Origin of the sequence: Mucilaginibacter corticis (assembly GCF_007558865.1) — a bacterium.
GTDB lineage: Bacteria > Bacteroidota > Bacteroidia > Sphingobacteriales > Sphingobacteriaceae > Mucilaginibacter > Mucilaginibacter corticis.
The window spans coordinates 36,307-53,959 of sequence record NZ_VLPK01000004.1; the positions used below are offsets into that span (position 1 = coordinate 36,307).

17 protein-coding genes are annotated in these 17,653 nt (G+C 42.4%); all 17 read left to right on the forward strand.

Features of this window, described 5'->3' with window-relative positions:
* The first annotated feature begins 62 nt into the window (after positions 1 to 62).
* Complete coding sequence (locus FO440_RS18780; RefSeq protein WP_144249844.1) at positions 63 to 512, forward strand: GatB/YqeY domain-containing protein; 450 nt, start codon at positions 63 to 65, stop codon at positions 510 to 512.
* Between the two features lie 104 nt (positions 513 to 616).
* Positions 617 to 1,378 (forward strand): alpha/beta fold hydrolase, encoded by a 762-nt coding sequence (locus tag FO440_RS18785; protein ID WP_144249845.1) that lies wholly within the window; start codon positions 617 to 619, stop codon positions 1,376 to 1,378.
* A 1-nt stretch (position 1,379) separates the two neighbouring features.
* Positions 1,380 to 2,042: a CBS domain-containing protein gene (locus FO440_RS18790; protein WP_144249846.1), complete on the forward strand. Its 663-nt coding sequence runs from the start codon at positions 1,380 to 1,382 to the stop codon at positions 2,040 to 2,042.
* Positions 2,043 to 2,150: 108 nt separating this feature from the next.
* Positions 2,151 to 3,032, forward strand: coding sequence for an NAD kinase (locus FO440_RS18795; protein WP_144249847.1), 882 nt, complete (start codon positions 2,151 to 2,153; stop codon positions 3,030 to 3,032).
* 9 nt (positions 3,033 to 3,041) lie between these two features.
* The gene (gene porG, locus FO440_RS18800) at positions 3,042 to 3,809 is read left to right on the forward strand and encodes a type IX secretion system protein PorG (protein WP_144249848.1); all 768 of its coding nucleotides are present in this window, start codon (positions 3,042 to 3,044) and stop codon (positions 3,807 to 3,809) included.
* 278 nt (positions 3,810 to 4,087) lie between these two features.
* The gene (locus tag FO440_RS18805; protein ID WP_262711502.1) at positions 4,088 to 4,846 is read left to right on the forward strand and encodes an isoprenyl transferase; all 759 of its coding nucleotides are present in this window, start codon (positions 4,088 to 4,090) and stop codon (positions 4,844 to 4,846) included.
* A 63-nt stretch (positions 4,847 to 4,909) separates the two neighbouring features.
* Positions 4,910 to 7,465 carry an outer membrane protein assembly factor BamA gene (gene bamA / locus FO440_RS18810; RefSeq protein WP_144249850.1) on the forward strand — a complete coding sequence of 852 codons (2,556 nt, stop codon included), beginning with the start codon at positions 4,910 to 4,912 and terminating at the stop codon, positions 7,463 to 7,465.
* Positions 7,466 to 7,480: 15 nt separating this feature from the next.
* A complete protein-coding gene (locus FO440_RS18815) occupies positions 7,481 to 8,011 on the forward strand; it encodes an OmpH family outer membrane protein (RefSeq protein WP_144249851.1) in 531 nt (176 codons plus the stop codon).
* Positions 8,012 to 8,064: 53 nt separating this feature from the next.
* Positions 8,065 to 8,604, forward strand: coding sequence for an OmpH family outer membrane protein (locus FO440_RS18820; RefSeq protein ID WP_144249852.1), 540 nt, complete (start codon positions 8,065 to 8,067; stop codon positions 8,602 to 8,604).
* A 128-nt stretch (positions 8,605 to 8,732) separates the two neighbouring features.
* Positions 8,733 to 9,569, forward strand: coding sequence for a glutamate racemase (gene murI / locus FO440_RS18825; protein WP_144249853.1), 837 nt, complete (start codon positions 8,733 to 8,735; stop codon positions 9,567 to 9,569).
* A gap of 123 nt (positions 9,570 to 9,692) precedes the next feature.
* Positions 9,693 to 10,763 (forward strand): NADH-quinone oxidoreductase subunit NuoH, encoded by a 1,071-nt coding sequence (gene nuoH / locus FO440_RS18830; RefSeq protein WP_144249854.1) that lies wholly within the window; start codon positions 9,693 to 9,695, stop codon positions 10,761 to 10,763.
* Positions 10,764 to 10,863: 100 nt separating this feature from the next.
* Entirely contained in the window at positions 10,864 to 11,454 is a 591-nt protein-coding gene (locus FO440_RS18835) for a NuoI/complex I 23 kDa subunit family protein (protein WP_144249855.1), read from the forward strand.
* Positions 11,451 to 12,002 carry an NADH-quinone oxidoreductase subunit J family protein gene (locus FO440_RS18840; protein WP_144249856.1) on the forward strand — a complete coding sequence of 184 codons (552 nt, stop codon included), beginning with the start codon at positions 11,451 to 11,453 and terminating at the stop codon, positions 12,000 to 12,002. The genes FO440_RS18835 and FO440_RS18840 overlap by 4 nt, the downstream gene beginning before the upstream one ends.
* Positions 11,999 to 12,304 carry an NADH-quinone oxidoreductase subunit NuoK gene (gene nuoK / locus FO440_RS18845; protein WP_144249857.1) on the forward strand — a complete coding sequence of 102 codons (306 nt, stop codon included), beginning with the start codon at positions 11,999 to 12,001 and terminating at the stop codon, positions 12,302 to 12,304. The genes FO440_RS18840 and nuoK overlap by 4 nt, the downstream gene beginning before the upstream one ends.
* A gap of 172 nt (positions 12,305 to 12,476) precedes the next feature.
* Positions 12,477 to 14,534: an NADH-quinone oxidoreductase subunit 5 family protein gene (locus FO440_RS18850; protein ID WP_246104271.1), complete on the forward strand. Its 2,058-nt coding sequence runs from the start codon at positions 12,477 to 12,479 to the stop codon at positions 14,532 to 14,534.
* Positions 14,535 to 14,542: 8 nt separating this feature from the next.
* Positions 14,543 to 16,150: a complex I subunit 4 family protein gene (locus FO440_RS18855; RefSeq protein ID WP_144249858.1), complete on the forward strand. Its 1,608-nt coding sequence runs from the start codon at positions 14,543 to 14,545 to the stop codon at positions 16,148 to 16,150.
* Between the two features lies 1 nt (position 16,151).
* Positions 16,152 to 17,651, forward strand: a complete 1,500-nt coding sequence (locus FO440_RS18860; RefSeq protein WP_144249859.1) for an NADH-quinone oxidoreductase subunit N — start codon at positions 16,152 to 16,154, stop codon at positions 17,649 to 17,651.
* The last annotated feature ends 2 nt before the right edge of the window (positions 17,652 to 17,653 follow it).

Sequence of the window (17,653 nt, forward strand, 5' to 3'; positions counted from 1 at the left end):
ATATGCAGATGTGCAAATAATAAATCCGAAATTGAACATTCGAAATCCGAAATAAAAAGAAGATGTCATTAATTACACAAATAGACCAGGATATAAAATTAGCCATGCTGGCTAAACAGCCCGAGCGTTTGCAGGGCTTACGTGCCATAAAATCGGCACTGTTATTGGCAAAAACAGAAAAAGGCGCCGCCGAAGAATTGACGCAGGAAGCCGAGATCAAGGTATTGCAGAAACTGGTTAAGCAGCGTAAAGAGTCGGCAGATATTTATAAAGCACAGGGCCGTGATGATCTTTACCAGATAGAGATAGGCGAGATGCAGGTTATTGAGCCTTACCTGCCGCAACAAATGACCCGTTTTGAAATTGAAGGCGTAGTGCAGGAAATAATTGAACGCATTGGTGCCACTTCTATACAGGATATGGGCCGCGTGATGGGCCTTGTCAATAAGGAGATGGCCGGCCAGGCAGACGGCAAAACCATTTCAGAAGTTGTGAAACAATTGCTGGGATAATTTATTTGATATTATAGTTGCAGGTAAAGTGCAATAAGCTATTTTTATAGCCGATATACAGGCTCAGGCCTACATTTAGGGTTTACATTTACAAAAAAATATATATGAGTTTCGTGCTTAAAGAGGAACATGATTTTAGTTACATCGATGAGGGCGAAGGACCGGTGCTGTTGTTGTTGCACGGCTTAATGGGCGGGCTAAGTAATTGGGAAGAGGTTATTGAAGAATTTAAGCCAAGGTACAGGGTTTTATTACCCATGCTGCCTGTGTATGACCTGCCGGTAATAACAACAGGGGTAAAAACGTTATCAAAGTACCTGCATAAGTTTATCAAGTATAAAAAGCTTGAAAATATAGTTCTTTTAGGTAATTCACTGGGTGGCCACGTAGGTTTGATCTATGTGCTGGCTCATCCTGAAAAGATCCGAGCGCTGGTATTAAGCGGTAGCTCGGGTTTATATGAAAATGCTTTTGGAGGCTCTTTCCCGCGAAGGGAAAGTATGGATTTTGTAAAAGAAAAGGTTGAATACACTTTTTATGATCCAAAAATTGCTACTCCCGAATTAGTTGACGAAGTTTACAAATTAGTGAACGACAGGCACAGCGTGATCCGGTTGTTAGCAATGGCAAAATCGGCCATACGCCATAATATGAAAAAGGATCTGCATAAAATCAATATGCCGGTTTCTATAATATGGGGTAAGAATGATAAAATAACACCGCCCGAAGTTGCTGAAGAATTTCACCAGCTTTTGCCGGATTCTGAATTACACTGGATAGATAAATGCGGCCATGCTGCCATGATGGAGCATCCGCAGGAGTTTAACCGCTTATTAAAAGGGTTTTTAAGTAAAATAGGAGTATAATATGTTTGCAGGCGAATTGATAGCTGACGCGATACCACCGGTACACACCTCTGATAGTATACAGAAGGTGCTTGACCGTATGGTAGAGTTTCGCGTACGCCATTTGCCTATTGTAAACGAAGAGCAGTTTTTAGGCTTGCTTGCCGAAAGCGATATTTTACCCGAGGTAGATAACCAAACCCCCATAGGCGCTTTGGCATTATCGCTGGTTAACCCCTATGTACGAGAAGATCAGCATGTGTATGATGTTATCCGCTTGTTTTATGAGCAGCAACTTAGCGTGGTACCGGTTCTTGATATTAAGAAGAATTACCTGGGCTTAATACCCATTAATAAAATGAACGAGTATTTTGCTACCATCACATCGGTTTCGCAGCCGGGCGGTATCATTATGCTCGATATCAATAATAAAAACAATTCGCTGGCGCACATGGCGCAGATCGTCGAGTCAGACAATGCCCAGATCCTAAGTTCATACGTGCGCACCTTCCCTGATTCGACCCGCATGGAGGTTACGCTAAAAGTAAACAAGCAGGATATCTCTAATATAATAGCTACTTTTTTACGGTACGAATATGATGTGAAAGCCACATTTAACCACACCGATAATAACGATAACTCGATGGACAGGTATGATTCATTGATGAATTACCTTAATCTTTAGCGTTCATTGGTTCAATGGTTTATTAGTTCGTTAATAATAGCTAATAAATTGTATGGCCTAATAAGCAAGGCACCAATAAACTAATGAACAATTGAACTATTGAACTAAATGAAAATAGCAGTATACGGCAGGCAATTTAATGATCAGGCAGTAATCCCTTTTATACAACAGGTGTTTGACGCGTTATCACTGCATAATGTCGAGATCTATGTCCATCGTCAGCTTAATAATTACCTTGCTGATAAAATCAATACTGTTAATTACAGCGTACTTAATGAAGGTGACCAGATAAAAGGCTTTATAGATGCCTTTATAACTCTTGGCGGCGACGGCACATTGCTGGATATGGTTAGCGTGATCCGCGATTCAGGCGTTCCGGTTATCGGTATCAATTTTGGCCGCCTGGGCTTTTTGGCCAGTGTAAATAAAAATGATATCGCGGCGGCGATATACGCGGTTGTAAACGGCAAGTTTACCCTGGATAAAAGGGGGTTGTTAAGCGTAGAGTCTGAACTGAATATATTGGGTATGGATAATTTCGCGCTTAATGATATTACCATCCATAAGCGCGACGATTCGGCCATGATCACCACCAGCATGTACCTGGATGGCGAGTTTTTAAACTCATATTGGGGCGATGGCCTTATCATCGCGACAGCAACAGGTTCTACAGCTTATTCATTAAGTTGCGGCGGTCCAATTATATTCCCGGAATCTAACAGCATTGTTGTTACCCCCGTTTCCCCGCATAATTTAAATGTGAGGCCAATTATATTACCGGAATGCAGTGTCTTATCCTTCGAGGTTGATTCGCGCGGCGCCAATTATATTTTATCCTGCGATTCAAAAACCGAAGTGATAGACAAACCTATGCGCTTTAAGGTTGAAAAAGCAAGTTTTGAGTTGAATCTTATCCGTTTAAGTAATGAAAGTTATTTATCAACGTTAAGAAACAAACTATTGTGGGGCCTTGATGCCCGCAATTACTAAATTTGTTGAATGTCTAAATCGTTACTTTTTATTGTACTGCTGTTCATCTCCTTTAATTTACGGGCACAAACCTGGGAGTTGGGCGGTTTTTTGGGCGGTGCCGGCTACATGGGCGATTTAAACCAGAACAACCCGCTAAAGGTGTCGGGCTTTGCGGGCGGCGCTTTTGTTAAGCGCAATTTCGACGGATACTTTTCGGCTAAATTAGGATATACTTATGGTGTCATCAGCGGTGCGGACAGTACCTCTAAAAGCCAGCAGGCACGCAACCGCAACCTGAGCTTTACCACACCATTGAGCGAGTTAAGCTTAACCGGAGAGTTTAACTTTATGGAATACATTCCTTCAGTTAGTAAAAGTCTTTACACACCGTATATTTTTGCAGGGATAGCCTACACGGGTTATACGCCGAAAGCCAAATACCAAGGCCAGACTTATGACCTGCGCGAACTACAAACCGAGGGTAATACTTATCCAAATAGTACCATAGCCATACCTTTTGGCCTTGGGATTAAATACAACATAGCCGGCTGCTTAAGTTTAGCTGCCGACCTTGGCTACCGCACCGCTTTAACAGATAGGTTAGACGACGTTAGTGGCCTTTATCCTGATAGAAGTAAGTTGCCGAGTGCCATATCTGTTGCCTTGTCCGATCGATCTGCAGGGCAAACAGCTGTAGCCGGCACGCAACGCGGCGATCTGAGACCAAGGGATACCTATTTATTTGTAGGTTTTTCTTTGTCATATACCTTTATATCACAAAAGTGTTATTACTAATTTCAGGGCTGTAATGCCACAGGCGTTGATCTTTCGGATCGACCGCCAGTTCTTAAAAAAGAAATCAACACAACACCCACACACTCATAACTTAAGCTAAAAGACGCCATTTTTTTGTGTAAACTTTCTTTTTGCCTGCATACTAAAAAAGTACAAAGTAAGTTTTACCTTTGTCACCTGAAAAATTGGGCATTATTTAATAAAAGCATTTATTATAGTGCGTGTTATTAAATCATAATCTTTATGAGAAACACACATTATAGCCTATAGTGGCTTTTATTAACCGGCAAAAGGAAATGAGTTATAAGGATCAGATTGATTTGTTAAAATTACCACAGCATATAGCTATCATAATGGATGGTAATGGCAGATGGGCAAAAGAAAAAGGCAAATTAAGAGTATTTGGTCATCATAATGGTGTGGCTTCTGTACGGGATGTAGTTGAAGGCGGCGTAAACCTTGGGGTAAAATACCTTACGTTATACACCTTTTCTTCAGAGAATTGGAACCGCCCCAAGCTGGAGGTTATGGCCATTATGGAATTGATGGTTAGTACTATCCACAAAGAGATCAAAAATTTCATGGACAAAAATGTTCGCCTTAATGCCATAGGCGATCTGGACATGCTACCCAAAAAATGTTACGAAGAGTTACAAAATGCCATTGAAACCACAGCCGGCAACACCGGGCTTGTATTAACACTGGCATTAAGCTACAGCTCTCGCCGCGAAATTGTATATGCTGCTAAATCAATAGCTGCTAAAGTGCAAAGCGGTGAAATACGACTTGAAGATATAGACGAAAAACTTTTTGAAGACAACTTATATACCGGCAATATACCAGACCCGGAGTTGTTGATCAGAACAAGCGGCGAGTTTCGTATCAGTAATTACCTGCTGTGGCAAATTGCTTATGCAGAGCTATACTTTACTACTAAACTATGGCCCGATTTCAGGAAAGAGGATCTTTATGAAGCCATACTTGATTACCAAAAACGCGAGCGTCGTTTTGGTAAGACAAGTGAGCAGGTTAACTAAATTTTTTCTTTTAACAAATTTTAACAACTGTATAAATTATTTTTAGCCCACTAAAATATCCGAATGAATAAATTTCTTTTTGCTATACTTTTCTCCGTAATAAGTACTTGTGCGCTGGCCCAGGTCAGGAATACCGTCCCGACTTACAGGCCGTCGTCATCATCATCATCTGATACTTTAAGCTATTTGAACCCTAAAGAATATATCATTGGTGGCGTAACTATTACAGGTACTGAGCACCTGGATAAAGAAGTATTGCTTCAAATATCAAAAGTAAACAAGGGCGATAAAATGCTGTTACCCGGCGAAGCCAGTGCAGCCATTGTTAAAAATCTTTATAAAGAGAATTTATTTGACGATGTAAAGTTGTACGTAACCAAGCTAAACCTTGATACCGCTTACATCGAGATAGCCGTAAAAGAATTACCGCGTTTGTCAAACCTGCGTTTATTAGGCATCCGCAAGGGCGAAATAGAGGATATCAATAAGAAATTAGACAGCAAGGGTAAAATTGTAAATACCAATTTAATAAATACCACTACTGCAACCATCAAGCGTTTTTATAATGAAAAAGGCTTTTTGAACGCTACGGTAACTATTAAACAAAGGCCTGATCCCGGAGACGCGAACAGTTTGATATTAGATGTTACTATTAATAAAGGCAGAAAGGTAATGATCAACTCGGTTACCTTTGAGGGTAATAAAGACTTTTCGCAGGCAAAGCTTAGGGGTTTCTTATCTAAAACACGTACCCGTAAATTCTATAACATATTTGGTTCTAAAAAATTCAAGGACGATAAGTACACCGAGGATAAGCAAAACCTAATCGATAAGATGAAAGAGCACGGTTACTTTGATGCTGCTTTAGTAAAAGATACGGTTACCAAACATGATTATGAAACTGTTGACGTAAAGATCAAAATTTACGAAGGACAGAAATATTATTTCGGTAATATTAAATGGTCTGGCAATGCTAAATTTAGTGATGCTTACTTAGCCGCGTATCTGCGTATTAAAAAAGGTGATGTATTTAGTGAAGAGGCATTAACCAAGCGCTTAAGCGGCGGTGGCCCAAGTGGCGACGACATTTCATCATTGTATTTAAATGATGGATACCTGACTTACAATGCCGATCCGGTAATTAACATCCGCCATGATACAGTTGATTTGGATATCAGGGTGTTTGAAGGTCCGCAGTACACCATCAACCGTGTAACGGTTAAAGGTAACGATGTAACCAACGATAAAGTGGTTATACGCGAACTGGAAACATTACCGGGCCAGAAATTCAATAAAGCGGCCCTGATTGAAAGTACGCGTGTAATTGGCCAGTTGGGTAACTTTGATGACACTAAAACTGAACCAAGGCCGGTAAACATTAATCCGGCAGATGGTACGGTCGATCTGATCTATAACGTAGTTGAAAAACCGTCAGACCAGGTTGAGCTTTCAGGTGGTTTTGGTGGCGGCCAGTTTGTGGGTACACTGGGCCTTACCTTCAATAACTTTGCTATAAAAAATATTTTCCACCTTAAAGACTACAAACCACTGCCAAAAGGCGATGGTGAGAAGCTAAGCTTAAGGGGCCAGTCAAGCGGCAGGTCATACCAAAACTATTCGTTTACGTTTTCTGAGCCATGGTTAGGTGGTAAAAAGCCAATTTACTTCGCGGTATCAGCCTACACCCAGTTAAGTTCAACCGGGCAGTATTATGCCAAAACAGACCCTAACTATAACCACTTACGCATAAACGGTGTTGGTGTTACTTTAGGTAAGCGTTTAAAATGGCCTGACAACCACTTCCAGTTAAATTACTCATTAAACTTTGACCACTACGCGTTAGATAATTATCCGGGTTACCTGTTCCAAAACGGTACTTCTTATAATATCAAGTTAACGCAGGAGCTTTCACGTAACTCGTTAGAAGGTTCGCCGGTATTCCCTACAGGTGGTTCAAATATCAAGTTTACATTACAAGGTACGCCGCCTTACTCGCTGTTTAACAGCATCAACTATAAGCTGCCGCCAACACAAGAGCAATTATACCATTTTGTAGAATATTACAAAACCAAGTTTGACGCGCAATGGTACATTGGCCTTGGCGGTAAATTTGTATTGATGAGCCAGGCCCGTTTTGGTTTTCTTGGCGAGTATAACTCTATCGTACCGGGATCGCCGTTTGAGCGTTTTAAATTGGGTGGTGACGGTATGCAGAGCTACCAGTTTTTACAGGGTAGTGATATCATTGGTTTACGCGGTTATCAAAACTTTTCTATCGTGCCGGTTGGGTCACACTACAATGCCGATACCAACCCGGGTAGTGCTATCTACGATAAGTTAACATTTGAAATACGTCACCCTGTTATTACCAGTTCATCTGCAACTATATTCTTACTGGTATTTGCTGAAGGCGGTAACGTTTGGGATAAATTCTCGCAATTTAATCCTTATAACGTTAGAAGATCAACAGGTATTGGCGCACGGATTTTTTTACCTATTTTTGGTTTACTTGGTTTGGATTATGGCTACGGTTACGATCCTATCCCGGGCATACCGTCGGCTAATAAAGGGCAGTTTAGCTTCTCTATTTCACAAAGCCTGAGCGGTGGCTTTAACTAAATAGAAAAAAAATTGATGAAAAAGGTAATTTTAGTATTCGCTTTTACGTTTTTAGCATGCGCAGGCGCATTTGCTCAACGTTTTGGTTATGTTGACTCTGATTACATTTTAAAACACATGCCTGAGTACGTATCGGCACAAAAACAGTTAAGCGCGCTATCAGATCAATGGCAAAAAGAGGTTGACAACCGCTTCCAGGAAATTGACAGGATGTACAAGGCGTACCAGGCAGACCAGGTGTTAATGTCGGCAGATATGAAAAAACGCCGCGAGGACGAAGTGGTTACCAAAGAAAAAGCCGCGAAAGATTTTCAACGTCAAAAATTTGGCCCGGACGGCGAGCTGGAAACAAAAAGCAGCGCCGTGATGAAACCCATACAAGACAGGGTGGCCAAAGCAGTGCAAGCCGTTGCCGAAGACCAGAACCTGGATATGATATTTGATAAAAACAGCGAGGTTATAATGCTGTATGCTAATCCGCGTTACGATAAGAGCGCCGATGTGATAACACGCCTGGGATTAAAGCCCGGAGTATTTGCTAAATAAAATTATTATATATATAATCGCACATTAATTAAATTAAACAGAACAAAAGAACAATGAAAAAACTATTTAAAGTTGCTTTAGTCGCAGTAGGCATGATGTCGATGGGCAACTTTGCCAAGGCACAAACAAAAATTGCATACATCAATACTAACGATTTGATTCAGGCAATGCCCGAACTTAAAACCGTTAACACCCAGATAGACGCTTACAAAAAAACATTTTTAGATGTTTTACAAGGTATGGGCAAAGAGTTGCAGGACAAAAGCGCTGATTACCAGGCTAAACAAGCAACTATGACCGACGCGGTAAAAACTGCTAAACAAAGTGATTTGGCTGACTTACAAAAACGCGCTCAGGATTACCAAAATGACGCGCAACAAAAAGTTGAAGCTAAAGGCCAGGAATTGATGAAACCAATCCTTGATAAAGTTCATAACGCTATTGCTGAAGTAGCTAAAGAAAAAGGATTTACTTATGTATTAGATTCATCACAAACAGCTTTATTGGTGTCTCCACCGGCTGATGATCTGATCGCCCCGGTAAAAGCTAAATTAGGCTTAAGTGCAGGTGCGCCAGCTGCCGGTACAAAATAATTTAAATAACACATTTATAAAAAGCGCCTCATTATACGGGGCGCTTTTTTTATTTTTGGTCATATTTGGGGGATTGCACTGATATAGATCACCAATCTTCAAACTTCAACAACCAATCTTTAACAGAAATGCAGCCCATAGGTATATTTGATTCAGGCATTGGCGGGTTAACCGTTTTTCGTTCTATCGCAGAGCAATTACCGGGGTATGATTATATTTATTTGGGCGATAACAGCCGTGCGCCGTATGGCAACCGCTCGTTTAAAACCATCCATCAATATACCTGGGAATGTGTACAATGGTTATTTAAGCAGGATTGTCCGCTGATCATTCTGGCTTGTAATACCGCATCGGCAAAGGCATTGCGTACCATCCAGCAAAAAGATATGCAGGGCCTTGACCCTTCAAAACGGGTTCTGGGCGTAATAAGGCCTACAGCCGAGGTTATAGGCGATTATTCGGCAACAAAAGAAATAGGCGTATTAGGTACTAGCGGAACGGTACAGTCAGAATCATACCTGATAGAGATCCAGAAATTCTTCCCCAAACTCAAGGTTTACCAGCAAGCCTGCCCCTTATGGGTGCCCTTGGTTGAAAGCGGCGAGTATGAAAAGCCCGGGTCAGACTTTTTTATAAAAGAATACCTTGACCAGATCATGGTGCAGTCTGCCGATATTGATACCCTTTTATTAGCCTGCACCCATTATCCTTTATTGCAGGATCAGATAAAAGCGCATTTACCTGCCAACGTAAATGTGGTAGCCCAGGGCGATATCGTAGCCAAAAGCTTGGCAGATTACCTGCAGCGTCACCCCGAACTGGAACAAAAAATAAGCCGCAGCGGTACCCGTGAATTTTACACAACCGACGACACCACAGACTTTGACCGTCATGCCTCACGCTTCTTTGCCGCGCCGGTAACGTCATCATTTGTATCGGTTACAGAATTTAGTTGTAATAAGTGAAATTGGCTTTAAGACCATACTTTCACCAATTTTAATTAATTCCTACCAGTTTGGTCAACTTTATGGTGGTAATCCAACTCAATCAATTCAAAATTTCTTAAGTTTGCAGCTAAAGCAAACCGGTTGAACTTTTATATTACATATTTCATTATTGCGATAGGCTTATTTGCTTTTGTAGCCGTATTTACATTGTTTGGCGTATATGCCGAACGCAAGCTTTCTGCCTTTATACAAGACAGGCTTGGCCCTACCGAAGTGGGCAAATTTGGTTTGCTGCAAACGCTGGCAGATATCATAAAACTTATTCAAAAAGAACTGATCATACCTGCCCCTGCCGATAAAGTACTTTTCCTGATGGCGCCAGTAATTATTTTTGTGGCAGTTTATCTTGGTTTCGCGGCCCTGCCGTGGGCTCCGGGTCTTGCCCCGGCCAATATCAATATCGGTCTGTATTATATTTTAGCTATTATCTCTATTGAAACATTAGGTATACTGATGGCTGGTTGGGGATCAAACAATAAGTATTCTATTTTAGGTGCCATGCGGTCGGCTGCGCAGATCATCTCTTATGAGATCCCGGCGGGGTTTGCGCTGATATCTGTAGTTATGATAGCGCAAACGCTGAACCTGCAGGATATTTCTTTACAACAGGGAATCTTATCCGCAGAAAAAACAAAATTTTTAGGTTTTTGGGATGTATCAGCGACGGGAGGGATACTGTCATGGAATATTTTCAGGGCACCGCACCTCATCGTCGCCTTCGTGATATATTTTATAGCGTCATTAGCTGAGAGTAACCGTGCACCGTTCGATATTCCGGAAGCAGAATCTGAATTGGTAGCAGGCTTTCATACCGAATTTACCGGGCTGCAGTTCGCGCTGGTGTTCCTAGCAGAATATGCCATGATGTTTTTGGTATCAATGGTTGGGGTGATATTGTTTTTAGGTGCGTGGAATACACCGCTGCCCAACATGGGAGCAGTGCAATTGGCGACATGGACAACCGGAACGGCATGGGGAATATTCTGGATCCTGGCAAAAACCTTAACACTGGTAGTGATACAGATGTGGATAAGGTGGACCTTACCCCGTTTACGCGTTGATCAGTTAATGAATTTATGCTGGAAGGTGCTGACACCCCTGGCGTTTTTATGTATGCTGATATCGGGGATATGGCGGTTATGGTTGATGTAGTGTTGATTTCGAATTTCGGATGTTCGATTTCGAATTTAAAAGTTAAAAATTAGTGAAGTGCAGATCGGTGTAATCAAACAAAGATCGGTGAAATCATAAAATGAATAGAGCAATAAACGGATTTACTACAGCATGGAAGGGCTTAACGCTTACTTTCAGGCACCTGTTTGCGGGTAACGCTAAGCGGGAAGTAATATCTGTGCGCGATGATAATTATTTTAAGCAACTGGACGAACGTACCAATACTATCCAGTACCCGCACCAAAAACTGCCCGTACCCGAAGTGGGCCGTTACCAGCTGGATGTGGAAATGGATGATTGTATTGTATGCGACCTTTGCGCTAAAATTTGCCCGGTTGATTGTATCACTATAGAGTCGATAAAATCTACCACCGGTTCTATTGGCGAAACATCTGATGGTTCAAAGAAACTACTGTATGCCGCTAAGTTTGATATTGATATGGCCAAGTGCATGTATTGCGGCTTATGTACCATAGTTTGCCCCACAGAATGTATTGTAATGACCAATCAGTACGACAAAAGTGTTTTCGAACTGAAGAACCTGAACTACGAGTTTTCTGAAATGTCGCCCGAAGACGCTGCCGAAAAAAGGCAGTTATTAGAAAATCAACTGGCCGAAAGGCAGGCCGCGAAACTGGCTGCCCTAAATAAAAAGGAGGGCAGTGCATGAACATAGCGCAAGTCATTTTCTATGTAATGGCCTTTGTGGTTATAGCATCGGCATTGTTTGTGGCAAGTAGCAAAAATTTGGTGCGTTCTATATTTATGTTCTTTATCACGCTGTTTGGCCTTGCAGGTTTGTATGTACTGGCTTTGGCCGATTTTGTGGCCGTCACCCAGATCGTGATCTATGTAGGCGGGGTATTGGTATTGATACTATTTGCCTTTATGCTGTCTGGCAAAGAAACGCTGGGTATTTTACAACAACAGAAAGGTAAATTTATTAGTGTGAGCAAGTTGCCCGCATTACTATTGGCCGCGCTGTTTTTTGTGGTGATGGTAAATGTAGTGCTTAAAACAGATGTAAATAATTTGCCTTGGATAAAGCAGGTTACCGCGGCAAATGCAGCCATAAAGCCAAATGATCTAATGATAGACAACATCGGCATCAATTTAATGACACGATATCTGCTGCCGTTTGAAGCTATATCCATTTTATTGATGATGGCCCTGGTTGGCGCAGCGCATTTGGCAAGGAAGGAGCGTGGGGCTATATGATCACACTAACTGATTTCCTGATTGTCAGCGCGGCGTTGTTTTGCATTGGTTTATACATGATCATAACCAAGCATAACGCCATACAAATTTTAATAGGAATAGAGTTAATGCTTAACGCCGCTATTTTAAACCTGGTAGCATTTGGCAAATTTGATAAAATAGCCAATGGCGGGCAAGTGTTTGCCTTGTTTGCCATTGTACTGGCAGCAGCCACAACGGCGGTTGCTTTGGCCATTATACTTAACGTTTATAAAAAATACAGAACCATTGATCCGGGTAAGATCGATGGGTTGAAGGATTAGTTATGCGCTCAGGGATAGAAGCAATAAGCAGAAGCACAGGCATGTGCGACTCCCCTCTCAAAAGGGGGAAGGGGTGTGTCCTTTTGCGCGCATCAAGACACCCCTGCAGCCGCACAGTCAAACACGCCCCCTCTCAAGAGGGGAGCTTTATGAATATTATTAAATACAATATTTGAAAACATCCATACCATACCATGATGTATTAACTAATTACTTTGCAGTAGCAACGGTATTGTTGCCGCTGTTTGCCTGTTTGGTAAATTGCTGTTTGCCGGGTAAGCGCAATAAAGTATCGGGTTGGATAGCTACTGCGGCTATTTTGGTAAGTTGCGTGCTGTCTGTAATTGTGTTTACAAAAATATGGAACGGTAATGAGGTTTATGTACAACGGTTGTGGTTTACCATAGGCGATACGCAGTTATACGGCGGTATTTACCTTAATAATTTATCAGTTGTGTTATTGATGCTAGTATCGCTTATTGCATTACCGGTACACATCTATTCGACTGCCTATATGAAGCATGATGAAAATCACGACCGTTATTTCATATACCTCGGCCTGTTTTGTTTTAGTATGCTGGCGCTGGTAGTGGTCAATAACATGATCCTGTTATATGCTTTCTGGGAGCTGGTAGGCTTTTCATCATACCTGCTGATAGGCTTTTGGTTTACGCGCGATAAGGCAGTACAGGCCAATAAAAAGGCATTCCTGATGAACAGGATAGGCGATGTTGGTTTACTTACAGCTATCATGGTCCTGTTTGCACAGTTTCACACGTTTGATATACCTGACCTATTTAGCAATGGCGGCCTGGTTAGTCAATCTACTATACAGAATGGTATATGGGTTACCCAAGGCGGTGGCTTACCGGCCGTTTGGCAATACATTGCTTTCGGCGGGATCTTTTTAGGTTTAGCGGCCAAATCAGCACAGTTCCCGTTACATACCTGGTTGCCTGATGCCATGGAAGGCCCCACATCTGTATCGGCATTGATTCATGCCGCCACTATGGTGGCCGCAGGTGTGTTTTTGTTAGGCCGCTTTTATCCACTGTTTAACACTACCGAATTGGATATACTGGCCGTAGTCGGTTGCTTTACCGCATTTATGGCGGCTACCATCGCGCTTACGCAAAATGATCTGAAACGTATCCTGGCTTACTCAACCATATCGCAATTGGGCTTTATGGTGATGGCCATGGGGATAGGCGCTTACGCATCGTCATTATTCCATTTGGTTACCCACGCGTTTTTTAAATGTGCTTTGTTTTTGGTAGCCGGTATCGTGATCCACGAAATGCAGCATATTAAAGAAGATAACGACCTTGATATTGATCCGCAGAATATTTTATACATGGGCGGCCTGCGTAAAAAACTGCCGCTGACGTTTTGGGTTGCCGTTATTGCCGGTTTCGCGTTGATAGGTTTGCCGTTTACGTCAGGCTATTTATCAAAAGATGGCATTTTGGTCCAGGCGGTCGATTGGTCCGACAGTAAAAGTGCTGTATTCAGGCTTATCCCCATAGGAGCAATTGTTACTACCTGGCTTACCGCTTTTTACGTCATCAGGCTGATAACAAAAGTGTTTTGCGGCGATTTTAGGTTAGAGCAGTTCCATCCCCATGTTAAATACCATGTTAGCGATGGTGGCCTGCAATACAAGTTGCCCTTGGTGTTATTGGCTGCAGCTTCATTGTTCCCCATTTTTTCATTAAACCCGGTGCTTTATGAGCGTGCGTGGTTGTTTGAAGGCTTTGGTTCGATCCATTTAGAGCGGGTAAATATTTACCATACTATTGTGCCTGTAGGTGTAAATATATTGAGCTTGTTTTTAATGTATTGGGCATGGTCGGTTTACTCGGGGCGTAAGTTGATGGTGTTTAAACAGACCGGCTTTTTGTTCCATTTGTCTTACCGCGAGTGGTACATCGATAAATTTTACAATAAAGTAATTGTGGGTGCGGTAATGGCGCTCAGCAGTGCATTATCATGGATAGACCGCAAAGTTATTGATGGATTCATCAATGGTCTGGCAAATTTTATGGTAGCTGTTTCAAAAATAGCCGCCTGGTTTGATTATAACATTATCGACGGAATATCACGGCTGCTTACCTTTATCGTACAAATTACCGGTAATTTTGTGCGCCGTTTTCAGGGCGGTAAAATTCAATATTATTTGTTTAGCATGCTGGCAATTGTGCTGGCGTTGATCATATATTTAACAGTTTAGATTAATAAATGAACATCTTAACCATACTCATATTTATACCATTGCTGTTTGGGCTTATCATTGCTTTGATGCCCTCAAACCTGCGTGGTAGTTTTAAATACATTACTTTACTGGGTACGCTGGTACAGTTGGGTATGAGTATAGTGATGTACCTTAACTTTAAAACCGGCGCGGCATTTGGCGGTATAGCAACCGAGAGCCAGTTTCAATATGTACAGAAAGTACCATGGATAAACCTTGACCTGGGCAGCCTGGGCCATATGCAGATGGATTATTTTGTGGGGATAGACGGTATATCCATTACGCTGTTGGTTATGGCTTCGCTGGTGATGGTTATTGCCGCTTTGGCATCGTGGGAGATAAAGAGTAACTTAAAAGGTTTCTTTGTGCTGTTTCTGATATTAGATATGGCGGTAATGGGCGTGTTTTGTTCATTGGACTTCTTCCTGTTCTATGTTTTTTACGAGCTGATGTTGTTGCCTTTATACTTCCTCATAGGAATGTGGGGCGGCGCAAGGCGCGAATACGCGGCTATCAAATTTTTCCTGTACACACTGTTTGGTTCAGTATTTATGTTGCTGGTGATGATCGGCTTATACCTGTCGGTAACCGATCCTTCAACAGGCAACCATACCTTTAACATGATCCAGATGATGAACCCAGCTAATTACAGCACGGGTTCGATATTTTCGGTGCTGAGCCATTATACTATATTTGGTGTATCCGCGCGTACACTTGGCTTTATCATTCTGTTTATAGCATTCGCCATTAAAGTGCCGGTTGTGCCGCTGCACACCTGGCTACCCGACGCGCACGTTGAAGCGCCAACTCCCGTATCTATTATACTGGCTGCCATATTGTTAAAAATTGGCGGGTACGGAATCATCAGGATCTGCCTGGGTATATTCCCGGAGATAGCCGCCTCAGGTGCTTTCTGGCTGGGATTGCTGGGCGTTGTATCTATTTTATACGGCGCGTTAAACGCCCTTGCGCAGCGCGATCTGAAAAAGATCATTGCCTACTCATCCGTATCGCAAATGGGTTTTGTGTTGTTGGGTATCGCGTCGCAAACAGCCGAAGGTTTAAGCGGGGCGGTGATACAAATGGTAAGCCATGGTTTCTTATCAACCATGTTGTTCTTTTTGGTAGGCGTGGTTTATAATCGTGTGCACGACAGGAATGTTTACCATTTCCGCGGACTGGGTACGTTGATGCCAAAATATACCGTTTTTATCATGATCGCGTTTTTCGCGTCATTAGGTTTACCCGGCTTTTCGGCGTTTATAGCCGAGGCGTTTTCTTTGGCCGGCGCATTTAAATCGCCTACTGTAAACGGACTGCTGCCTTATTGGATGGCGGTTTGCGGCGCGGGAGGGATCTTGCTAAGTGCCTGCTATTTTTTATGGACATTGCAGCGTGTTTTCTTCGGCCAGGTATCCCTGAAAGGTGGCGACATTTGGAAAGCCGCCTTAACCGACCTGAATATCCGCGAGATCATAACTTTATTACCATTAGCTATAGTGGTACTGGCGCTGGGTATAATGCCATCGTTAGTGTTCAGTAAAATCAATGATTCGGTATTGGCATTGGTGCAGTTTTTACATCTAACCAAATAACATGCACGAGTTAATACCCAATATAAGCCAGCAGTTAACCGGTATCCTGGGCGATATTAAATATTTCAATCCCGAGATCTACCTGTCGCTGCTATTTATTGTCGTATTAATTACAGATCTGCTGTTTGGCCGTAACTCCGAACGCTTATGTCGCATTGTTGCTGCCGCGGGGATCTTGCTTATTATCGAAAAAAATATTATCCAGTTGCCACTTGTGGCGGAGCAAGGTAGATTCCTGTTCGGAGGAATGTTGTTGCATACGCATATCTCTGTTATATTCCGGCTGATCATTGATGTATCAGCATTTCTGTTAATATTATATTTTGCCTGGGACGAGCGCCTCAAATCGCACACAAAAAAATTATCCGACCTCTATTCCATCACCATAGCCGCGGTTCTTGGCCTGCATTTAATGACGATGGCTGCAAACCTGCTCTCGGTGTATTTATCTATCGAGATGGTTTCTATCGCTTCCTACCTATTAGTAGCGTACCGTTCAGAAAATGCTTTCAGTACCGAGGCCGGGTTAAAATATGTATTGTTTGGTGCCGCGGCATCGGCAGTTATGCTGTATGGCATCTCGCTGCTTTATGGCTTTACCGGGACGTTAAGCCTGTTTGATCCCGTTTTTATTTCCGGCCTGATGCAGGTTAACGGGGCAGGTGTTGCTTTTGCGCTGATACTGGTGCTGGTTGGTATAGGCTTTAAACTATCATTTGTGCCCATCCATTTTTGGGTGCCTGATGTTTACGAAGGTGCGCCTACACCCATTACGGCATTTTTATCCACTGTACCTAAAATTGCCGCGTTTGCCTTGCTGATCAATTTCCTGACACCTTTTATTAGTTCACAGCAATGGCATAGCTTTAATTTTGAGTTGTGCTTGTCCGTGATCGGCATAATTACCATGATTGCCGGGAACTTTGCGGCCGTTATGCAAAACAATGCCAAACGGATGCTGGCTTATTCAAGCATAGGCCATACCGGCTTTGCGCTGATGGCCGTGGTTACGTTTAGCGCGCAAGGCATAAAAGCTTTGGAGTATTACCTGGCGGTATATGTTCTGGCAAATATTGGCGCGTTGATGCTGGTATCGTATTTTACCCGCATCACCGGTTCTGAAGATGTAAACACTTACCGGGGATTGGGCCTGAAATATCCTGCGGCGTCAATTTGCTTTGTCATTATCATGATTTCGCTGACCGGTTTGCCGGTAACTGCCGGTTTTACCGGTAAATTGTTTGTTTTTTCGGCAGTTTACAGCATCTATCAGCAAAATAACAGCATTTTTTTAATGCTTTTAACCATAACCGGCGCACTTACTACCGTTGTGTCGTTATTTTATTACATCAAGATCCCGCTTAATCTATTTTTAAAACGGACAGAATCTACCGCCGAGCCAATTCCGCAACCAAATTATATACTGATAGGCGCAATTATTATTTCAGTGATGTTGATATTACTTGGAATTTTCCCCAACTGGCTTACGCAGTTTTTGTAAAA

Bases quoted from the DNA above. Each gene is read 5' to 3' on its own strand.
- FO440_RS18780 (WP_144249844.1), top strand. From the start codon at position 63: ATGTCATTAATTACACAAATAGACCAGGATATAAAATTAGCCATGCTG.
- FO440_RS18785 (WP_144249845.1), top strand. From the start codon at position 617: ATGAGTTTCGTGCTTAAAGAGGAACATGATTTTAGTTACATCGATGAG.
- FO440_RS18790 (WP_144249846.1), top strand. From the start codon at position 1,380: ATGTTTGCAGGCGAATTGATAGCTGACGCGATACCACCGGTACACACC.
- FO440_RS18795 (WP_144249847.1), top strand. From the start codon at position 2,151: ATGAAAATAGCAGTATACGGCAGGCAATTTAATGATCAGGCAGTAATC.
- porG (WP_144249848.1), top strand. From the start codon at position 3,042: ATGTCTAAATCGTTACTTTTTATTGTACTGCTGTTCATCTCCTTTAAT.
- bamA (WP_144249850.1), top strand. From the start codon at position 4,910: ATGAATAAATTTCTTTTTGCTATACTTTTCTCCGTAATAAGTACTTGT.
- FO440_RS18815 (WP_144249851.1), top strand. From the start codon at position 7,481: ATGAAAAAGGTAATTTTAGTATTCGCTTTTACGTTTTTAGCATGCGCA.
- FO440_RS18820 (WP_144249852.1), top strand. From the start codon at position 8,065: ATGAAAAAACTATTTAAAGTTGCTTTAGTCGCAGTAGGCATGATGTCG.
- murI (WP_144249853.1), top strand. From the start codon at position 8,733: ATGCAGCCCATAGGTATATTTGATTCAGGCATTGGCGGGTTAACCGTT.
- FO440_RS18835 (WP_144249855.1), top strand. From the start codon at position 10,864: ATGAATAGAGCAATAAACGGATTTACTACAGCATGGAAGGGCTTAACG.
- FO440_RS18840 (WP_144249856.1), top strand. From the start codon at position 11,451: ATGAACATAGCGCAAGTCATTTTCTATGTAATGGCCTTTGTGGTTATA.
- nuoK (WP_144249857.1), top strand. From the start codon at position 11,999: ATGATCACACTAACTGATTTCCTGATTGTCAGCGCGGCGTTGTTTTGC.
- FO440_RS18855 (WP_144249858.1), top strand. From the start codon at position 14,543: ATGAACATCTTAACCATACTCATATTTATACCATTGCTGTTTGGGCTT.
- FO440_RS18860 (WP_144249859.1), top strand. From the start codon at position 16,152: ATGCACGAGTTAATACCCAATATAAGCCAGCAGTTAACCGGTATCCTG.